Genomic DNA, 19,442 nt, shown 5'->3' with positions numbered 1-19,442 from the left:
GACAACCCTGTAGCTTCAAGTACGAGGGGTATAAAACGAGTTATTGAGGTCTTGCAGAGGCGCAACCTGAATGATTCGTTTCTAGTCCTTGCGCTGTTGGAGCCGACGCAAAGATCGCTCACGGCGACTGTGCTCCCGACTAAGATCCAACAGAATTTCCTCGATAAACGCCAAGTGACGGTGTGAAGCTTCGCGGGCTTTCTCTGGCTCGCGTGCCACAATCGCCTCAAAAATCCCGGCGCGGTGACTGCTTACTGTTGCCAGCATTTCGCGGCGCGAGTAAAGCAATTCAAAGTTCTGTCTTACGTTTTGTTCCAGCATCGGCCCCATGCAACGCAGTAAATGCAGCAAAACCACATTATGCGCAGCCTCTGTGACAGCCACTTGATACTGCATAACGGCATCTGCCTCAGCATCTAAATCGCCGTTATCCTGCGCTTGCTGAATAACAGTATGGCATTCACGGATACGTTGCAGATCTTCATCAGTGCCGCGCAATGCTGCATAATAGGCAGCAACACCTTCGAGAGCATGACGGGTTTCTAACAGATCGAATTGTGATTCTGGATGGTCAGCCAGTAGCTCTGCCAGCGGATCGCTAAAGCTTTGCCACAGATTGGTTTGCACGAAAGTCCCGCCCCCCTGACGACGCAACAGCAGTCCCTTAGCTTCTAAGCGCTGAATTGCTTCTCGCAAAGAAGGTCGGGAAACATCAAATTGCTTCGCCAACTCGCGTTCAGGCAGTAATTTCTCCCCCGGACGCAGCGTCCCTTCCAAGATCAGGTATTCGAGCTGCTGCTCGATGACATCTGATAATTTGGGCTGACGTATTTTGTTGTAGGCCATAATTTGTTGTAAGTCGCGCTGTAAGCCGTATTGAGTGAATCGTCTCTGCGAGTAGCGCGGAGTCAATTGGTAATACCAATTTCAAAAACGTGACGATAAAGTAACAAAGTATTCACTAGCTGTCCATACGGACCTTGACCAAAATCATGAAACCCAGCACATTTTAACAACTTCACTGATAAAGCAATGCAAAGTGATAACGTAGCAGTGGTAATACCATTACCTGGCAGCCTCGGGTTTTAACTTTTATGAAACGGGTAATTAGGCAAGCTGAAGCGTTAAAGTGATTTTATTTGTGAATATAAATCCTGTAAATTTGAATTTATATTCAAACAAAAACAAGAAAAGTCTGTATCCCTCTGTCTCTCGCCTTAAAACTGGTATGACCATTATAAAAATGGCTTACTGGTGGCTTTTCAACCCAAAAAAGCACATTCCTGCTTTTCCTCAAAACAACAGCTTGATCACGCATCAACATTTTTCTTGCTGTTTTGGCTAAAACTTCACCGATTAAAATAAAAAGCAGATGCAATAATTCTCGCCTACCACTATTCTCTTTTAAACGGTAGCCTAAAGAGAAAATTCCCAGAAAAGTCACCGTAAACAAAATAATACAAATAATGTAATCAAAACCTTACGCATAGCAAGCGGCACCTATTTATACCCAATAGATTTCAAGTTGCGGGAAGGCGGTAAGAGATTATTCCAAGGATGGGCTGAGTAACGAGTACAGCCAATATATTTGCAGTTTGAAAGATGACGGGTTTGCCCGCTAAAAGTGACAACGACAGAGGATGCAACAATGAGTGTTCAACAGGAAGGTGCAGAGCTAAAGCGGGGGCTTAAAAACCGCCACATACAGCTTATTGCCTTAGGTGGCGCAATTGGTACCGGATTATTCCTTGGTATCGCGCAAACCATTCAAATGGCGGGGCCTTCAGTGCTACTGGGGTATGCAATCGGCGGCTTTATCGCGTTTCTGATTATGCGCCAGTTAGGAGAAATGGTAGTCGAAGAACCAGTCGCGGGTTCTTTTAGCCACTTTGCTTACAAATATTGGGGGAACTTTGCCGGTTTCGCTTCTGGTTGGAACTACTGGGTACTATATGTGTTAGTGGCGATGGCCGAACTGACCGCCGTAGGTATCTATGTACAATATTGGTGGCCGGAGATCCCAACATGGGTGTCAGCGGCAGTATTCTTCTTAGCTATCAATGCCATCAACCTGGCAAATGTCAAAGTGTATGGTGAAATGGAGTTTTGGTTCGCCATCATTAAAGTGGTCGCTATCATTGCAATGATTCTGTTCGGTGGATGGTTACTACTTAGCGGGCAAGGCGGCCCGGAAGCCACTGTGACTAACTTGTGGGCACAAGGCGGCTTCTTCCCTAACGGTGTCATGGGCTTGGTTATGGCAATGGCGGTGATCATGTTCTCCTTCGGTGGCCTTGAGTTAGTTGGGATTACCGCCGCAGAAGCCGAAAACCCAGCCCAAAGCATCCCCAAAGCAACCAATCAGGTTATCTACCGTATCTTGCTGTTCTATATTGGTTCTCTGGCAATCTTATTATCACTCTACCCGTGGGGAAAAGTGGTCGAAGGCGGTAGTCCATTTGTACTGATCTTCCATGCACTGAACAGCAATGTGGTCGCAACTGTATTGAATATCGTGGTACTGACAGCAGCATTGTCGGTCTATAACAGTTGTGTTTACTGTAACAGCCGCATGTTGTTTGGTTTAGCCAAACAAGGCAACGGCCCGAAAATGCTGCTAAAAGTCGATGGTCGCGGGGTACCTGTTATTGCTATCGCCGTCTCTGCATTTGCCACCGCTTTCTGCGTACTGATTAACTATCTGATCCCAGGCCGAGCCTTCGAATTACTGATGGCACTGGTAGTATCGGCGCTGGTGATCAACTGGGCGATGATTAGCCTTGCGCACCTTAAATTCCGTGCCGCTAAAAACCGCCAAGGTGTGATCCCACAGTTCAAAGCCTTCTGGTATCCGTTCAGCAACTACCTGTGCTTGCTGTTCCTCACCGGCATTTTGGTCATTATGTATCTGACACCGGGTATCCAGATTTCTGTGCTATTGATTCCAGCTTGGGTATTGCTACTGGCTATTGGCTACATCCTGAAAAATCGTAACCAACGCGCCAAATCCTGATAGCAGATTTCTCTCGGGAATCTGACGACATCATAGCTAATGGGTCAGCCACAGCGCTGACCCGTTTATTTTATTGTTTAACAAAACCGTGTTCGACTGACTCGCCATCTTCCATAACCCATTGATCCTATAGTGCTGTGCGTCCCAACAGTACAAACCAGATAATGAACAGTTTGATATTACTTATGTATTGAATTTATCACGTTTCCTTTTTTGCCGTCTGGTTCAGACTTTGATGGCGATGGTACATTTGTGCATCTCTATAACCATTAACTTCTGATATCTCCCCGATTGAACAGCAATTATCCATCTTCAATGACTGTTTTTGATCCAAAACGGAGAGAATATCCATGAATACAGAACTAATAGTGAAGGAAAAGATCAGATATGAGATGGGGATGAGGTATGCGGGCTAATTAATCATATTTCGTTAAGACCGCACTGGCCGAGCACAAACTCTCCGGCCAGTGCCATAAATCAGAAAACTAAACTAGTGCACCATAAATGGTCAGTAAAGCCACGACTACAATCACCGTTAGTGTCACTTTTCGTGCTAACGAGACCGCAGACCTTGGCGTCTGTACTGGGTCTAAATGAGGCTCACGAGCCAAAGAGTACTGCGCTAATTGGGTCAGAACCTGATACTGCTGAGTTCTGAAATCGCCTAATGAGGCAAACCAAGCTGGTAATGCTCTTTCGCCGTGCCCCAACAAGGCATATGCCACACCCACCAACCGCACAGGTATCCAGTCCAGCCAATGTAACAGACGATCAATACCAGATTGAGAACGCTGTAAAGGTGTATGGTGTCGGGCTAACCAGGTTTGATATCCGCGTAACATCGCATAGCCTGCTAGCGCTACGGGGCCATAGTTAACACATACAACAAACCAGAAGATAGGCGCTAAATAGTAACGGAAGTTTATCCACAACAAGGCATTTTGTAGGGATTGTAAGCGAGCTTTCTCTCCGCTATCCATGGGTAAACCATGGATTAATGCTAACTCTTCTGCCATTTTATCGGTGGCATGGGCATCATTTTGGCGGGCAGCTTTAAGGTAGGCTCGATAGTGTTTACGAATCCCCCCGGCACCAATGCATAGCAGGCAAATCAGAATCCAAATCAACAACAGGGGGAAACCAAACAAGATATTCTGCACTAACTGCAAAATCAGCCATACCAAGGCCATCCACACGGCAGTCAGCAAAATAGTTTGTGCCAACGAAAAACGGTGTAAACGCGTGAATACGACTTCAAGGCGGTGGTCTAACTGCCAATGTTCGCCGAGTTTAAACAAGCGCTCCCATGCTAGCACCAGCAACAGCGTAAACAGTGTCATTAGCTCTTATTCTCCCTTTGCACTTAACCAGCCCTGGAAACAGGGCATATGCCTCCCGGCATGTATAAACCACACTATAAAACCAGGCAACAAGCAGCTGAGCTGCTCGACAACAAACCTGCGGTGAAGACTGAATCACCAGCATCACGATGGCGATGTTAACTTCACTAAACTCTGCTGATACAAAGCCCAATCAAAAGCGGGGCCAGGGTCGGTTTTACGTTGTGGCGCAATGTCACTATGGCCCGTCACCCGATCAACAGTTATCGGATAATGAGCAAATAACAGCACACTTATCTCATTCAAACTCCGATATTGTGCGGGCGTAAACGGTAACACATCCGTTCCTTCCAGCTCGATCCCAATAGAAAAATCGTTACACCGCTCACGCCCGCCAAAGCTTGAGACTCCAGCATGCCAAGCGCGTTGATCAAACGGAACATATTGAATAATTTCACCATTACGACGAATCAGACAGTGGGCTGAAACTCGCAAGTGAACAATATCAGCAAAATAAGGATGTTCATCGGCATTTAGTGTGCCAGTGAAAAGCTGATCGATATATGGGCCACCAAATTCACCAGGGGGCAAACTGATATTATGAATTACCAGCAGCGAAGGTACCTCGCATTCTGGCCGTTGATCAAAATGGGGAGAAACGACCCGTTTAACCCCTAAAATCCAGCCATTTTCTAACTGCATTGTTTATCTAAGCCCCCTAATAGTACACTTCAACTGGCTCTTTTATGGCACTTCAGCCAGCAACAGAGTAGCATGTTTGAACTATTATCTATCCGCCATTTCGGAGTTTTATATGCCGACCCGCAGCTATAATGCCGACAGCCGCCGTGCCGAGCTATTGGAACGAATTCAATGTGATATCCCTTTCACTGTTGCCCAAGCTTTGAGCGAAGACCTGGGTGGTGAGGTTAATGCAGATCGCGACCTCACCGCACAATTACTCCCAGCAGATAAACAGGCTAATGCCACGATTATTACGCGCGAAGCTGGTATCTTTTGTGGTCAGCGCTGGCTAAATGAAGTGTTTATTCAACTTGGCGCCCAAGTGACAGTTGAATGGTTAGTCAACGATGGAGACAAGTTGATAGCTAATCAGACACTTTGCCATCTGACTGGCCCTGCCCGTATCCTACTTACCGGTGAACGCACCGCACTTAATTTCTTGCAAACCTTATCCGGTGTCGCTACCGAGGTCAGCCGTTATGTGGCGGAGCTCTCTGGGTTGCATACACAATTACTCGATACCAGGAAAACCTTGCCAGGGCTGCGTACCGCCTTAAAATATGCCGTCCTCTGCGGTGGCGGTAATAATCATCGACTCGGCTTATCTGATGCTTTCCTTATCAAGGAAAATCACATTATTGCTGCTGGCTCTATCAAAGAAGCGGTTGCTAAAGCATTTTGGATTCATTCCGATGTTCCCGTCGAAGTTGAAGTTGAATCCCTTGATGAATTGCAACAAGCATTAACCGCTGGTGCCGATATCATTATGTTGGATAATTTTACCATTCCAATGATGCGTGATGCTGTGCACATGCGTAATGAGTTGGCCAAGACCCAAGAGAGTGCTCAACTGGAAGTTTCTGGCAACGTTACGCTAGAAACACTGCGAAGCTATGCCGAAACCGGTATTGATTTCATCTCAGTCGGTGCACTAACAAAACACGTGACAGCTTTAGACCTGTCCATGCGATTTAAATAAGCCTACCAAATTATCTTCGGCCGATGATAGCCATTAGCAGACTCTAATTCTGTTTTTGCGAGCATCGCCGAAGTTATCTGTGACTTCACTGTAACAACCTAAATATTCGACAGCCTGCTTCGCAAATCAATGTAATGCCCCTGTTGCCATCAATTAAAAAGTTGCACCCTTCCCTTGTTTTCTCACACACAAGGAGAGTGACAAATGAATAAGCAACAGGGTTTTACCTTAATTGAATTAATGGTTGCCATCGCCATCATTGCTGTACTTAGCGGTATTGGTATTCCTTCCTATCAGCGCTATATCCAAAAAGCAGCCCTCACCGATATGTTACAAGCCATCGTGCCCTACAAAATGGCGGTAGAACTTTGTGCTCTGGAGCATGCCAAGTTCGATAGCTGTAATGCGGGCAATAACGGCGTACCGGCTGGGCAACCATCGCGTTATGTCAGTGCAACAACCATTGATCAAGGTGTGATTACACTTACGGGTCAACATACCCTTGCTGACCTGACTCTCTCGATGACCCCCACACTTAGTAGTAGTGGAAATATTGTCTGGACCAGAACATGTACCACCGTAGATAACAACCTTGCTGATAGCTGTAAGACCGTGTTCCGTTTCAATGATAAGGCCTAATCCAATGACTGAATTCATGGCACACCAACCCGAGCGAATCAGCGCTGAATTACACAAACTCTGTCGTCGTTATAGGGCAATAGCCTTAAAACTCGATGGCAAAAACCTCGCTATAGCGTCATCCAAACCAGTGAATGACGAATTATTAACTGCTCTGCGTTTTACCTGTGGTCGTAAAATTACCGTAGAATACTGGCCTGAGGCTAAGATTGAACAGTTATTAAACCTTGAGCCATCAGCAAAAGAGCACCTAAACCTAGAAGTAGAATCTACCGAAAATAGCCAAGGCGTATCGCGACAAGAGAGGAAACGACAAGGAGGAGGCTCAGCTTCTCTGCCACAACAGGATTTAGATGAGACGTTGCTGGATAATGAAAGTGATATTCCCGTTATTCAATTTATAACGCAAACACTCAGATTGGCGATTCAGAAACGTTCCTCAGATATCCATTTTGAACCTTATCAGCATCATTATCGTATTCGTTTAAGAATTGATGGTGTTTTACACGAATCCCCACCTCCAACAACTGAATTAACCAGCCGTATCAGCAGTTGCCTAAAAGTTATGGCTAAATTGAATATCGCGGAAAAACGGTTACCGCAGGATGGCCAGCTAGCTTTAGTGTTAAATGGCACCCGCTACTCCATAAGAATAGCCACCCTCCCCGTACAGTTCGGTGAAAAAGTGGTGCTGCGTATACTGAATATTCATCAACAACCAACGCTGGCCAGTCTGGGTCTGACAACCATGGCCCACCAACAACTCACGCGCGCATTATCTGCTCCGCAAGGTTTAGTTCTGGTGACTGGGCCTACCGGAAGTGGAAAAACTGTGACGCTCTATTGCAGTTTAGACCAACTCAATCAACCGCAAAGAAACATCTGTAGTGTTGAAGATCCTATAGAGATCCAGGTTGATGGCATAAATCAGACTCAGACTAACAATAGAATTGGATTGGATTTCTCTTGCGTATTACGCGCGATGCTACGCCAGGATCCTGATGTGATTATGCTCGGCGAGATTCGCGATAATGAAACTGCCGAGATAGCGGTTAAGGCCGCATTAACGGGGCATCTGGTACTTTCAACACTGCATACCAACTCAACATCTGAAACCCTAATACGCCTGACACAAATGGGAATAGAACGTCACTTAATTGCATCGAGCCTGACGTTAGTTATCGCCCAACGACTGGTTCGCAGGCTCTGCCTGCACTGTCGCCAGGCATCTCCCACTCTTTTTCAGGTTCCGGCAGGTGTTTGGGCGAGTCCATTGCAACATTATCTCGCCGTGGGCTGTGAACACTGTTGCGCAGGTTATTATGGTCGCACAGGTATTTACGAAATGTTAAGTGTCACCCCGCCAATCCAGCAAGCTTTGCTCAACAATGTCAGCCCGGCAAAGCTCACTCAGATTGCACAAGAGCAAGAACAAGTAACATTACTTTCTGCTGGTTTGGCATTAGTTGAAAGCGGTGTTACTACGCTTAGTGAAATTAATCGTGTTGTGGGAACTCTGAAAGAATTCGAGGTAATCCTGTGAGTCATCAACGTTTATTTTACTGGAAAGCCATTGATACTACAGGACAGTTACAGACTGGAGCACAATTGGCAACAGAGCGAAATATTGTTTATGAACAAATGTTCCGCCAAGGGTTACAACCATTAAACGTTAAGGGTGGTAAGCGATTATCAATGAGTTATTGGCAAGGTGAGCACCTGGTGGCTGTTACTCGCCAATTGGCGACACTACTGCAAGCCGGACTGCCTTTGGTTAATAGCCTGCAACTGCTAGCGAAAGAGATAGATGCATTACCGTGGCGCTGCTTATTGCAGGACATAAGCCAACTGGTTTCACAGGGCCAATCACTATCTGAAGCGATGGCGAGTTACCCACACACGTTCCCCCGATTATACCCCCCAGTGATTGCAATGGGGGAGCTGACAGGTAACCTTGAACAGTGCTGTATTCAGTTGGTACAGCACCAAGAACGGCAACAAAAATTACAAAAGAAAGTGATTAAGGCACTCAAATATCCAATATTTGTCTGCGTTATCGCGATGGTTGTTAGCCTCGTTATGCTGGTCATGGTGCTGCCTGAATTTGCACAAATCTATCAATCATTTGATACACCATTACCCACACTGACTGCCACGCTGCTGCTGATGTCAGTATTTCTTACTACTTACGGGCCATATATTGCGGTGTTATTAACATCAATATGTATAGGATACCTTTATGCGCGGCGGCGTCAGGCGCACGTGCAACAATGGGAGCAAACACTGTTATTACGTCTCCCACTCATCTCCACATTAATCCGAGGAAGTTGCCTTAGCCAAATTTTTCAAACATTAGCTATCACTCAACATGCCGGATTACCGCTAACTGCCGGATTGGATGCCGCACTCCTTTCCATCAATAACTGTACCTATCAGCAAGCATTAAAACATATTCAACAACAGATCAGCCAAGGTGAGCCTCTGCATATCGCTCTTGCACAACATCATCTATTCCCGCCGCTATGCCAACAAATGGTTCGGGTGGGTGAAGAATCTGGCGCGTTGGATGTGTTATTAGAAAAACTAGCAGGTTGGCATCGGCAAAAAACACAGGATTTAGCCGATAATCTCACACAAATGTTGGAACCACTGTTGATGTTGATTATTGGCAGCATCGTCGGGGTTCTAGTGATCGCAATGTATTTACCGATATTTCAACTAGGGGATGTTATTGGGTAATACGGGTATTAAGGGCGAAGTATCGTGGGGAAAGGGAGGTCGAAACAGGGCGTTAAATAACGCCCTGTTTCCATCCGTAATCAGTTACTGCCAAAAACGCGGTTTTCTTGCTCTGCAACTCGGATAAAGGTGGTGCGCTTGGTCAGTTCTTTTAAATGCGAAGCACCCACGTAGGTACAAGCAGAACGCAAGCCACCCATAATGTCGCGCACCGTGTTATCAACGGAACCGCGTAATGGCAGTTTAACTGTTTTACCTTCTGCGGCGCGATATTCAGCGACTCCGCCTACGTGGCGTTTCATAGCAGACTCTGAACTCATACCGTAGAACAGCATGAATTTCTCGCCATTTTCTTCCACCACGCGGCCTTCACACTCATCGTGCCCTGCTAGCATGCCACCCAGCATCACGAAATCAGCACCACCACCGAAAGCTTTAGCCACATCGCCCGGTGCAGAGCAGCCGCCATCACTGACAATCTGTCCACCCAAACCGTGGGCAGCATCGGCACACTCGATCACAGCAGATAGCTGTGGATAACCAACACCGGTCTTAACTCGCGTGGTACAAACAGAACCTGGACCAATACCCACTTTAACAATATCTGCACCAGAAAGGATAAGCTCTTCTACCATCTCACCAGTCACCACATTGCCAGCACAAATCACTTTGTCCGGGCAGGCTTCGCGAGCTTTTTGCAGGAAGGAAACAAAATGCTCAGAGTAGCCATTAGCTACATCGATACAGATGAATTTCAGTGCCGGTGATAATGCCAGAATTTGCTTCATTTTGTCGAAATCGGCAGAGGAAGTCCCTGTCGACACCATGACATGACGCAATACAGATTCAGGAACCCGTTTTACAAATTCAGCCCATTGTTCAACCGTGTAGTGCTTATGAACTGCGGTAAGCACATCAAATGATGCCAAAACTTCAGCCATGCGGAAGGTGCCAACAGTATCCATATTAGCAGCGATGATAGGTACACCAGACCAATTCCAACCTGAATGTTTGAAGGTAAACTGGCGCTCGAGCTCTACTTCAGAGCGGCTTTTCAGTGTGGAACGTTTAGGGCGGATTAACACATCTTTAAAACCTAATTTCAAACCTTCTTCAATACGCATGGCTTATTATTTCCTGGTTAGTGGCGATAGATCGCAAAAAGTGATCGGGCGTAAATCACGCCATCCCAGTGAAGCTATCATACGCATGAATAATTCTACGGCAAGACTGCGAATCCACCTTTATTTACGCTATAATCCCACAAATTACTTGGAGAATAGCAACCACTCTTTTATCTGCGCGCTCACTTCACTTATTTTTCCACGTAGCTCAAACAGAATGCATACCTTACTATCTCTTCCCACCTGCTTTCAGATACAATTCGACCACTCACTGACAGTATACAAGGCTAGGCAATGACCTATATTGTGGCTCTCACCGGCGGGATTGGCAGCGGCAAAAGTACCGTAGCAGATGCATTCGCCGATTTTGGGGTGCCCCTTGTTGATGCTGACATTATCGCTCGCCAGGTTGTTGAACTGGGTATGCCAGCATTGGCAGCTATCGCATCCCGCTATGGCGAAACTATTTTGCAAGCAGATGGTTCATTAAACCGAAGTGCATTACGCGCAAAAATTTTCAGTGAGCCGCAGGAAAAAGCATGGTTAAATTCACTGTTGCATCCACTTATTCAGCAAGAAACTGAGCACCAATTAGCGAATATTGATAAACCATATGCACTTTGGATTGTTCCTTTGTTGCTTGAAAATGGTTTACAGCACCGTGCTAATCGTGTGTTAGTGGTAGATGTAGCACCTGAAATACAACTCACGCGCACGATGGCAAGAGATGGTATTACCCGCCAACAGGCAGAACATATTTTAGCGTCACAGGTTTCGCGGCAACAACGGCTAGCCTGTGCCGATGATATTATTGACAATAGCGGCGATCCATCCATTATCGCCTCGCAAGTTGCTTCATTACACCAACAGTATTTAATATTGGCAGCCGCGGCCCAACAGGATCTACACCAATGAGTGACCTCACCTCAACAATACTTTTTGAACATCCGCTGAATGAAAAAATGCGTACCTGGCTGAGAATAGAATTTTTATTACAACAATTAGAAAGCCAACGTTCGTTAGATAATATTGCCACTGCATTAACATTTTTTCGCGCCGCATGCGATTTGATTGAAGTTTTGGATCGCGGCGAAGTCCGCACTGATTTGCTCAAAGAGCTTGAGCGCCAACAACAGAAGTTACAGCAATGGGCCGATATACCCGGTGTGGATATGTCGCGAGTGGACTCCTTGCGCAGTAAACTAAAAAGCCATGCCACAGTATTAATGTCCGCGCCACGTATCGGGCAATCATTAAAAGAAGACCGCTTAATCGCTGTCGTTCGCCAACGTCTTAGTATTCCCGGTGGCTACTGTAGCTTTGATTTACCCACGTTACATACCTGGCTACATCAACCACAGGAGCAGCGTGACCAACATATTGATAAATTGCTGGTAAGCTTAGCGCCACTCAATCAGTCTCTGACCATCATTTTAGATTTAATTCGCCAGTCGGGTCCGTTACGGGCACAAATCAGCTTGAATGGATTCTTTCAAGATAATGCCGAAGGTGCTGACCTACTCCGGCTGCGCTTGCCATTAGACCCACAACTATACCCACAAATTTCTGGTCATAAAACACGGTATGCTATTCGCTTTTTACCGCTCGACAGTGAAAATGGTACCGTTCCGGCCCGTTTATCGTTTGAATTAGCCTGCTGCTGATGTGGCAATCAATCAGTTGGTTTTTAAGGAGAGAATATGGACTTAGAAGAAATCGAAGTTAACTGCCCTACCTGTGGGAAAATCGTTATCTGGGGAGAGCAAAGCCCATATCGCCCTTTCTGCTGCAAACGCTGTCAACTGATCGACCTAGGCGAATGGGCTGACGAAGAAAAGCGTATTTCAAGCCATGGCGAGTTATCTGACAGTGATGAATGGAGTGAGGAAGAACCCCCAACGCATTGATGCGCATATCATTGGGGAGCAATCCTATTTTGCTCCCTTCCCATTATATTAATTACAATTTTATTAAGCGCAACACGGAGTTATCGGGTGAGTAATGCAATGATTGCGGCATTCGCTGGCGGAAACTCCTCGGCAACCAATTCGGATTGCCTTACCCAGCGAATGGGTTGCCCTTCGCGGCCAAAGGGCTCACCATCCCACGCTTCAACCATATAGAAACTTAATGTCACGATACGGTCGGTAAAAGTATGCTCCAAGACGTTGAGTAACACAGCCTCTTGTACCACGATCCCTACTTCTTCTGACAGCTCACGTTTTAAAGCAAGTTCCGCTGTTTCACCCTGCTCAACCTTACCACCGGGAAACTCCCAAAAACCTGCCATATGAGAATCAGCAGCGCGCTGAGTAATAAAAATCTCCTGCTGGGCGTTGCGGATAATCCCTACCGCTATCTGTAAATGTTTCAATTCTCTTTCTCCTGATCAGAGCATAAACAGTAAGTTATATGGCCTCTTGGTATCTGTCCTAAAAAGAACGACAAAATAAAGGGCGGTTTTTAAGCCGCCCTTTATTTTCAGTATTACCAATGGCCTTAAGTATTACTGTAGGCTGCCGTGACACTGTTTGTATTTTTTGCCTGAACCACATGGGCACGGATCATTACGACCCACTTTACGCTCAAGGCTAGCGGCTACATTGACTTCATCCTTTGACATCAAGGCACTGTTGTCAGACTGATGGCTTAGTTGCTGCTGTTTCGCCAAACGCTCGGCTTCTTCACGACGTTGTACTTCCAGCGCTTCTACCTCTTCTGGCATCCGCACTTGTACTTTGCTCAGCACACTGATCACTTCATATTTTAGTGATTCCAACATGGCAGCGAACATGGCGAAAGATTCACGCTTATATTCCTGTTTAGGATCTTTTTGCGCATAACCACGTAGATGGATCCCCTGACGCAGATAATCCATTGCAGCCAAGTGTTCTTTCCACAAGGAGTCGAGCGTTTGTAGCATCACGCCTTTTTCGAAGTTACGCATCATATCGATGCCAACAACTTCTTCTTTGCGGTGATACACCTCAATTGCTTGTTGAAGAATACGCTCACGTAACGTTTCTTCATGCAGTTGTGGCTCATCTTGCAACCATTGTGCAATTGGCATATCCAAGTCGAAATCATTTTTCAGGCGCAGTTCAAGGCCTTCAACATCCCACATTTCTTCCAGTGACTGGGTAGGAATGTAGCTGTCGATAACTGTTTTGAATACATCTTCACGAATGCTGTTAATGGTTTCGCTAACATCAGATACGTCCAGCAGTTCATTACGCTGGCTATAGATGGCACGACGCTGATCACTGGCGACATCATCATATTCAAGCAATTGCTTACGAATATCGAAGTTACGACTTTCAACTTTACGCTGTGCGTTAGCAATGGCCTTCGTCACCCATGGATGTTCAATGGCTTCGCCCGGTTTCATACCCAATTTACGCATCATGCCAGACACACGGTCAGAGGCAAAAATACGCATCAAGGCATCTTCCATTGATAAGTAGAAGCGTGAAGAACCGGCATCACCCTGACGGCCCGCACGACCACGTAACTGGTTATCAATACGGCGTGACTCATGACGCTCGGTACCAATAATGTGTAAACCACCAGATGCCAGCACGGCATCATGGCGAATCTGCCAGGCGGCCTTAATGGCGGCAATTTGATCTTCGGTCGGATCTTCCAGCAAAGCAATCTCACTCTGCCAGCTCCCCCCCAACACGATATCGGTACCACGACCAGCCATGTTGGTAGCGATAGTTACCGCACCTGGTTGACCCGCCTGAGAGACTATCTCTGCTTCCATGGCATGGAACTTGGCGTTCAGAACTTTGTGCTCAATGCCCGCTTTGGTCAATTCGGCAGATACCACTTCAGATTTCTCAATCGAGATAGTACCAACCAATACTGGCTGACCGTTCGCAGTACGCTCACGGATATCTTCGATAATCGCACCAATTTTTTCCTGTTCAGTCATATAGACCAAATCAGCTAAATCCTTACGAATCATTGGGCGGTTAGTGGGTACAACAATGGTATCGAGCTTGTAGATTGAGCTAAATTCAAACGCTTCGGTATCCGCCGTACCGGTCATCCCGGCCAGTTTTTCATAAAGACGGAAATAGTTCTGGAAGGTAATGGAAGCCAGTGTTTGGTTTTCGTTCTGGATTTCCACACCTTCTTTTGCTTCAACAGCCTGATGCAAGCCATCTGACCAACGGCGCCCTTGCATGGTACGGCCGGTGTGTTCGTCGACGATGATAACTTCACCATCTTTCACAATGTAGTCAACATCACGGGCAAACAGCACATGGGCGCGCAGCGCGGCCGTGACGTGATGCATCAGCATAATGTTGGTTGGAGAGTACAGCGACTCGCCTTCTTCCATGATGCCCGCTTCCACTAACATTTGTTCAATCAGAATCAGGCCACGTTCAGTTAAGTGAACCTGACGTGATTTTTCATCGACCGAGAAGTGGCCTTCACCCTGGAAGGTGTCCGAGTCTTCTTTTTCCTGACGAATCAGTTTTGGAATAAGTTTGTTAACCCGAATATACATCTCGGAACTGTCTTCCGCCGGACCAGAGATAATCAGCGGGGTGCGGGCCTCATCGATCAAGATGGAGTCAACCTCATCCACCAGCGCATAGTGCAATTTACGCTGCACACGCTCTTCCGGGCTGAAAGCCATGTTATCGCGCAGATAGTCAAAACCGTATTCGTTGTTAGTACCATAAGTGATGTCAGCAGCATAAGCGGCACGCTTGGCTGGTGCTGTCATATTCGGCAAGTTGATACCGACGCTTAGACCGAGGAACTCGAACAATGGGCGGTTATTTTCGGCGTCACGTTGAGCCAAATAGTCATTGACGGTAACCACGTGAACACCACGGCCACTCAACGCATTCAGGTAAGCTGGCAGCGTTGCAGTCAGCGTTTTACCTTCACCGGTACGCATTTCTGCGATGCAACGCTCATTCAATACCATACCGCCGAGCAACTGCACGTCGAAGTGACGCATACCAAACACGCGTTTACTTGATTCACGAACAACCGCAAAAGCTTCAGGGATCAAGGTTTCCAGCACCACGCCTTTTGCCAGACGCTCGCGGAATTCATCTGTTTTGGCACGCAACTCAGCATCGGTCAGTTTTTCAATTTCTGGTTCCATACGGCTGATTTGATCAACCACTTTGCGCATACGGCGCAGAGTACGATCGTTACGGCTGCCAAAGACTTTGGTTAATAATTTGATTAGCATGATTCTTAATATCTCTTACAAGACCACCAAACCGGCGGCCAAAGGTTGTATAAAATTGAGGTAAACCAAGAGAATAATTAGCTTATACCCGTCATACTTCAAGCTGCATGTGCGTTGGCTACATTCAATCACCCGAATCACTTACTTATGTAAGCTCATCGAGATTAATGAGGTTCACCCTACGGGCTAGCATAAATGCTGTTCAAATCGGTTCCGGACCTATTTGTCTCTCGCTTGCCGCCTTCCTGCAACTCGAATTATTTAAGGTATAGGATAGGAGGCCCGGCACGGATGCCTTGCACTTGTGCAAGCCAGAGTCCAGGTTTGTGTAACGAAAGAACAGGCCGCTTAACTTGCTCGGTGTAACGAATGATAGCCGGTGGCTTAAACTCATGTGTCAACAGCGCATTGAGGGTATCCAACAGTGCAAGCTGCTGAATTTGTGATGGCTGAGCTTGCTCGACTGCTGTAACTTCTTGCACCCGCGCATAAGCGACCTGAGGTGCCAACGCAAATGAGAGGTGACGAATAACCGTGCGCAGTGCATGCTGTTGCCAGTAGTCTACGCTGAATGAAGGACGGCGATGCATATCATGCAACAATGCCAAACTGTTAAAGTTTGTCACACCGTAATTCTGACGGCTTTGGCTTGATGATGTATTCGGTATTGCAGTTTGATCTGGAACGCCAGACAGGTTTGATGGCACGCCAAGACTCGCCGCTACCATCCCTAACAAGAGATGCGGCCAGAAATAACGTCTACCAAATTGTCGCCAACGATTTAGAATACCGATCACAAGTTTAAAATCCGCCGGAGCCTTGTCAATGCGTGAAAACCGCCCACAATTATTAGATGTTCTGTTCGATGATGCCATTGCAGCAGAAAACGGACCGCTACATAACGTACAACAACGCGCTACTGCACTGTTAAAACTTAACCGTGCGGTAAAAGGATTGCTCCCTTCACAAATGCAGCCGTGGTGCCGTGTCGCTAACTATCGACAGAGTGTTTTAGTACTAGAGACTGCGAACGCTAGCTGGTTAATGCGCTTACGTTATGAACAACCCGCTCTGCTCTCTGCACTACGAGCACAAATTCTACCATCATTGTCTTCAATCGACATCAGGATTAATCCGTCGTTAATGGCCAAGGGCCATAACATTACGCAAGATGTGGCAAAATCGGCGCAAGATCCTGAAAAATCGCCGCCATTACGTCATTTAAGTCTGGAAAGTGCTAAGGAATTAAGAGGATTAGCGAGCCGTAGCCCTGAAAAACTTAGGATAATATTGGAACGATTGGCTGCGTTGGCCGGAGAGAGTGCCAACGCAACCAAAAGTGATAAGTAGCTTTTCCCTTCACACTTGAACTTACAGCGATGTTAGCTGGCTGTAATGCCAATGAGTTTGGGTACAAAAGTACTTAGTAAGCTAATACTGTAGACGGAGCTTTAAATGCCAGTGGCATTTCGGCTTCGTCTTGGAACGTCACAAATTCCCAAGCTTCTTGCTTCGCTAAAACAGCCTGCAACAACTTGTTATTTAAGGCGTGACCCGATTTGAACGCAGTAAATGCGCCAATAATATTGTGGCCACACATAAACAGGTCGCCAATCGCGTCCAGCATTTTGTGACGAACAAACTCATCTTCAAAGCGTAAGCCATCTTCATTAAGCACGCGGTAATCATCTACCACAATGGCACAATCGAAACTACCGCCCAGGCACAAACCACGGGACTGTAAATATTCGATATCACGCATGAAACCAAAAGTACGCGCACGACTGATTTGACGGACGAATGAATCGGCCGAGAAATCCAGACGGTAACGCTGAGTACTTGAGTCAATCGCCGGGTGATTAAAATCAATGGTAAAATCTAAACGGAATCCATTGAATGGAGACAATTCAGCCCATTTATCACCGTCTTCAACCCGCACAGTCTCTTTCAGACGCAGGAATTTCTTCGCAGAGTTTAACTCTTCGATACCGGCATCCAGCAGCAAGTACACGAATGGACTGGCACTACCGTCCATAATCGGCACTTCGGGAGCGTTAACTTCAATAATAATGTTATCAATCCCTAACCCTGCCAAAGCAGCGTTGAGATGCTCAACAGTAGAAATACGCACGTCATGCTCATTGACCAGGCAAGTACAGAGCATGGTATCACGCACGGATTTTGCATCTGCCGGAAAATCAACCGGTGGATTCAAGTCAGTGCGACGATAGATGACCCCGGTATTAGCCGGCGCGGGTCGCATTGTCAGCGTGACTTTCTTACCGGTGTGCAAACCGACGCCAGTCGCCTGAACAATACGTTTTAAAGTCCTTTGTTTGATCATCGTTTTATCTCGCAATGTTATCCATCCTACCGACCAAGCTTATAACAAGATCGGTGGGACAGTTTAGCACAAAGAGCGGAGATTCCAAATATTCGAAAATTAATCGGCTTGCTTACGCAAAAATGCCGGGATATCCAAATAATCGGGCTCTTTATTGGTTTGAGCAGTCGGGTCATTGACCACTTTAGCCGCAGGTTTAACTTCCTGAGGTAAAGGTGACATGCCATGCTGCTGGTAACGATGGTCCATCACAGGCTGAGTCTGCTTGTTGGTAACCAGCGTAATTTCTGGGCGTTTATCCATGCCGATACCGGTCGCAACAACAGTTACGCGCAGTTCGTCGTTCATTTCCGGGTCTAACGATGTACCGATAACAACGGTGGCATTGTCGGACGCGAATGCACGGATAGTATTACCCACAGTTTCGAACTCATCCAAACGTAAATCGAAACCAGCAGTGATGTTAACCAACACACCACGAGCACCAGACAGGTCGATATCTTCCAACAACGGGCTGGAGATAGCCATTTCTGCTGCTTCTTCTGCACGATCTTCACCACAAGCCACACCGGAGCCCATCATGGCATAACCCATTTCGGACATCACTGTGCGCACGTCGGCAAAGTCAACGTTCATCAGGCCTGGGCGGGTAATCAATTCGGCGATCCCCTGAACAGCACCTTTTAATACGTCGTTCGCTGCACCGAATGCATCCAGTAAAGAGATGCCACGCCCCAGAACTTTCAATAATTTGTCATTCGGGATAGTGATCAGTGAGTCCACATGCTTGGACAACTCAGCAATACCCTGCTCAGCAAATGCCATGCGTTTCTTGCCTTCGAAGTTGAAAGGCTTGGTAACCACGGCGACTGTCAGAATACCCAGTTCTTTTGCCACTTCGGCAACAACAGGAGCAGCACCAGTACCGGTACCACCACCCATACCTGCGGCGATAAAGACCATGTCCGCGCCTTCAAGAGCTGCACGCAGAGCTTCACGGTCTTCTTCGGCTGAATTACGACCCACTTCTGGGTTCGCGCCAGCACCCAACCCTTTGGTAATACCGCTACCAATTTGGATGGTTTGGCCAACAGCCGTCTTACGTAGCGCCTGAGCGTCTGTATTAACGGCGAAGAATTCAACACCTTCGATGCGCTCGCGCACCATGTGTTCGACGGCATTACCACCGCCACCACCGACGCCGATGACTTTAATCACCGCGTCATTGGTTAGTTCCATAGGTTCAAACATAGTTTCTCTCCGTTTTGTGCCTGTCGCTTCGAGATCAAAAAATATGTT

At 46.8% G+C, this 19,442-nt stretch carries 18 protein-coding genes; 9 read left to right on the top strand and 9 right to left on the bottom strand.

The window, feature by feature from the left end:
* Positions 1 to 81: 81 nt before the first annotated feature.
* Positions 82 to 846, bottom strand: a complete 765-nt coding sequence (pdhR, locus tag ACWJJO_RS03890) for a pyruvate dehydrogenase complex transcriptional repressor PdhR (RefSeq protein WP_049613280.1) — start codon at positions 844 to 846, stop codon at positions 82 to 84.
* Positions 847 to 1,648: 802 nt separating this feature from the next.
* On the opposite strand from pdhR, the gene ACWJJO_RS03885 reads away from it, so the two are divergent.
* Positions 1,649 to 3,013 (top strand): amino acid permease, encoded by a 1,365-nt coding sequence (locus tag ACWJJO_RS03885; protein WP_083160490.1) that lies wholly within the window; start codon positions 1,649 to 1,651, stop codon positions 3,011 to 3,013.
* Positions 3,014 to 3,498: 485 nt separating this feature from the next.
* Here the strand turns inward: ACWJJO_RS03885 and ampE are convergent, their stop codons facing one another.
* Complete coding sequence (ampE, locus tag ACWJJO_RS03880; protein ID WP_083160492.1) at positions 3,499 to 4,353, bottom strand: beta-lactamase regulator AmpE; 855 nt, start codon at positions 4,351 to 4,353, stop codon at positions 3,499 to 3,501.
* Positions 4,354 to 4,497: 144 nt separating this feature from the next.
* The gene (gene ampD, locus ACWJJO_RS03875) at positions 4,498 to 5,055 is read right to left on the bottom strand and encodes a 1,6-anhydro-N-acetylmuramyl-L-alanine amidase AmpD (protein ID WP_083160494.1); all 558 of its coding nucleotides are present in this window, start codon (positions 5,053 to 5,055) and stop codon (positions 4,498 to 4,500) included.
* 112 nt (positions 5,056 to 5,167) lie between these two features.
* Here ampD and nadC point away from each other — a divergent pair, with 112 nt between their 5' ends.
* The 4 genes from nadC to hofC all read left to right on the top strand — a co-directional run bounded on the left by nadC (position 5,168) and on the right by hofC (position 9,454).
* Entirely contained in the window at positions 5,168 to 6,076 is a 909-nt protein-coding gene (gene nadC / locus ACWJJO_RS03870; protein ID WP_083160496.1) for a carboxylating nicotinate-nucleotide diphosphorylase, read from the top strand.
* 204 nt (positions 6,077 to 6,280) lie between these two features.
* Positions 6,281 to 6,715 (top strand): prepilin peptidase-dependent pilin, encoded by a 435-nt coding sequence (gene ppdD / locus ACWJJO_RS03865; RefSeq protein ID WP_083160498.1) that lies wholly within the window; start codon positions 6,281 to 6,283, stop codon positions 6,713 to 6,715.
* Positions 6,716 to 6,719: 4 nt separating this feature from the next.
* Positions 6,720 to 8,258 (top strand): type II secretion system protein GspE, encoded by a 1,539-nt coding sequence (gene gspE / locus ACWJJO_RS03860; protein WP_372568677.1) that lies wholly within the window; start codon positions 6,720 to 6,722, stop codon positions 8,256 to 8,258.
* Positions 8,255 to 9,454: a protein transport protein HofC gene (gene hofC / locus ACWJJO_RS03855; protein ID WP_083160500.1), complete on the top strand. Its 1,200-nt coding sequence runs from the start codon at positions 8,255 to 8,257 to the stop codon at positions 9,452 to 9,454. Before gspE ends, hofC begins: the two co-directional genes overlap by 4 nt.
* 80 nt (positions 9,455 to 9,534) lie before the next feature.
* On the opposite strand, the gene ACWJJO_RS03850 is transcribed toward hofC, so the two are convergent.
* Positions 9,535 to 10,578 carry a GMP reductase gene (locus ACWJJO_RS03850; RefSeq protein ID WP_083160502.1) on the bottom strand — a complete coding sequence of 348 codons (1,044 nt, stop codon included), beginning with the start codon at positions 10,576 to 10,578 and terminating at the stop codon, positions 9,535 to 9,537.
* 294 nt (positions 10,579 to 10,872) lie between these two features.
* Between ACWJJO_RS03850 and coaE the strand changes: the two genes are divergently transcribed.
* From coaE to yacG, 3 genes are read left to right on the top strand one after another with little or no spacing between them, the layout of a single operon-like run.
* Positions 10,873 to 11,493, top strand: coding sequence for a dephospho-CoA kinase (gene coaE / locus ACWJJO_RS03845; RefSeq protein ID WP_083160504.1), 621 nt, complete (start codon positions 10,873 to 10,875; stop codon positions 11,491 to 11,493).
* Positions 11,490 to 12,242 carry a cell division protein ZapD gene (gene zapD, locus ACWJJO_RS03840; RefSeq protein WP_083160506.1) on the top strand — a complete coding sequence of 251 codons (753 nt, stop codon included), beginning with the start codon at positions 11,490 to 11,492 and terminating at the stop codon, positions 12,240 to 12,242. Before coaE ends, zapD begins: the two co-directional genes overlap by 4 nt.
* Before the next feature lie 36 nt (positions 12,243 to 12,278).
* A complete protein-coding gene (gene yacG, locus ACWJJO_RS03835) occupies positions 12,279 to 12,485 on the top strand; it encodes a DNA gyrase inhibitor YacG (RefSeq protein WP_050086102.1) in 207 nt (68 codons plus the stop codon).
* 80 nt (positions 12,486 to 12,565) lie between these two features.
* Here yacG and mutT read toward each other — a convergent pair whose 3' ends face one another.
* From mutT to secM, 3 genes are all read right to left on the bottom strand, one after another.
* Positions 12,566 to 12,952, bottom strand: a complete 387-nt coding sequence (mutT, locus tag ACWJJO_RS03830; protein ID WP_050132916.1) for an 8-oxo-dGTP diphosphatase MutT — start codon at positions 12,950 to 12,952, stop codon at positions 12,566 to 12,568.
* Between the two features lie 132 nt (positions 12,953 to 13,084).
* Entirely contained in the window at positions 13,085 to 15,799 is a 2,715-nt protein-coding gene (gene secA / locus ACWJJO_RS03825) for a preprotein translocase subunit SecA (RefSeq protein WP_420072762.1), read from the bottom strand.
* Positions 15,800 to 16,056: 257 nt separating this feature from the next.
* Positions 16,057 to 16,596 carry a secA translation cis-regulator SecM gene (gene secM / locus ACWJJO_RS03820; protein ID WP_083160513.1) on the bottom strand — a complete coding sequence of 180 codons (540 nt, stop codon included), beginning with the start codon at positions 16,594 to 16,596 and terminating at the stop codon, positions 16,057 to 16,059.
* A 28-nt stretch (positions 16,597 to 16,624) separates the two neighbouring features.
* Here secM and ACWJJO_RS03815 point away from each other — a divergent pair, with 28 nt between their 5' ends.
* The gene (locus ACWJJO_RS03815; RefSeq protein ID WP_193784725.1) at positions 16,625 to 17,149 is read left to right on the top strand and encodes a DUF721 domain-containing protein; all 525 of its coding nucleotides are present in this window, start codon (positions 16,625 to 16,627) and stop codon (positions 17,147 to 17,149) included.
* A 73-nt stretch (positions 17,150 to 17,222) separates the two neighbouring features.
* Here the strand turns inward: ACWJJO_RS03815 and lpxC are convergent, their stop codons facing one another.
* Entirely contained in the window at positions 17,223 to 18,143 is a 921-nt protein-coding gene (gene lpxC / locus ACWJJO_RS03810) for a UDP-3-O-acyl-N-acetylglucosamine deacetylase (RefSeq protein WP_005181431.1), read from the bottom strand.
* A 99-nt stretch (positions 18,144 to 18,242) separates the two neighbouring features.
* A complete protein-coding gene (ftsZ, locus tag ACWJJO_RS03805; RefSeq protein ID WP_004389003.1) occupies positions 18,243 to 19,394 on the bottom strand; it encodes a cell division protein FtsZ in 1,152 nt (383 codons plus the stop codon).
* Positions 19,395 to 19,442: the final 48 nt, after the last annotated feature.

The sequence above is a fragment of the Yersinia antarctica genome (assembly GCF_056636475.1).
The sequence above is the reverse complement of the archived record's forward strand: the minus strand, read 5'-3'. Positions and strand labels throughout refer to the sequence as shown.

What these genes read in the sequence shown, in the direction of transcription:
- ftsZ (WP_004389003.1), bottom strand. Translation starts at nt 19,394, where the DNA reads ATGTTTGAACCTATGGAACTAACCAATGACGCGGTGATTAAAGTCATC.
- lpxC (WP_005181431.1), bottom strand. Translation starts at nt 18,143, where the DNA reads ATGATCAAACAAAGGACTTTAAAACGTATTGTTCAGGCGACTGGCGTC.
- ACWJJO_RS03885 (WP_083160490.1), top strand. Translation starts at nt 1,649, where the DNA reads ATGAGTGTTCAACAGGAAGGTGCAGAGCTAAAGCGGGGGCTTAAAAAC.
- yacG (WP_050086102.1), top strand. Translation starts at nt 12,279, where the DNA reads ATGGACTTAGAAGAAATCGAAGTTAACTGCCCTACCTGTGGGAAAATC.
- ppdD (WP_083160498.1), top strand. Translation starts at nt 6,281, where the DNA reads ATGAATAAGCAACAGGGTTTTACCTTAATTGAATTAATGGTTGCCATC.
- ampE (WP_083160492.1), bottom strand. Translation starts at nt 4,353, where the DNA reads ATGACACTGTTTACGCTGTTGCTGGTGCTAGCATGGGAGCGCTTGTTT.
- ACWJJO_RS03850 (WP_083160502.1), bottom strand. Translation starts at nt 10,578, where the DNA reads ATGCGTATTGAAGAAGGTTTGAAATTAGGTTTTAAAGATGTGTTAATC.
- secA (WP_420072762.1), bottom strand. Translation starts at nt 15,799, where the DNA reads ATGCTAATCAAATTATTAACCAAAGTCTTTGGCAGCCGTAACGATCGT.
- nadC (WP_083160496.1), top strand. Translation starts at nt 5,168, where the DNA reads ATGCCGACCCGCAGCTATAATGCCGACAGCCGCCGTGCCGAGCTATTG.
- gspE (WP_372568677.1), top strand. Translation starts at nt 6,720, where the DNA reads ATGACTGAATTCATGGCACACCAACCCGAGCGAATCAGCGCTGAATTA.
- ACWJJO_RS03815 (WP_193784725.1), top strand. Translation starts at nt 16,625, where the DNA reads ATGCGTGAAAACCGCCCACAATTATTAGATGTTCTGTTCGATGATGCC.
- ampD (WP_083160494.1), bottom strand. Translation starts at nt 5,055, where the DNA reads ATGCAGTTAGAAAATGGCTGGATTTTAGGGGTTAAACGGGTCGTTTCT.
- zapD (WP_083160506.1), top strand. Translation starts at nt 11,490, where the DNA reads ATGAGTGACCTCACCTCAACAATACTTTTTGAACATCCGCTGAATGAA.
- coaE (WP_083160504.1), top strand. Translation starts at nt 10,873, where the DNA reads ATGACCTATATTGTGGCTCTCACCGGCGGGATTGGCAGCGGCAAAAGT.
- pdhR (WP_049613280.1), bottom strand. Translation starts at nt 846, where the DNA reads ATGGCCTACAACAAAATACGTCAGCCCAAATTATCAGATGTCATCGAG.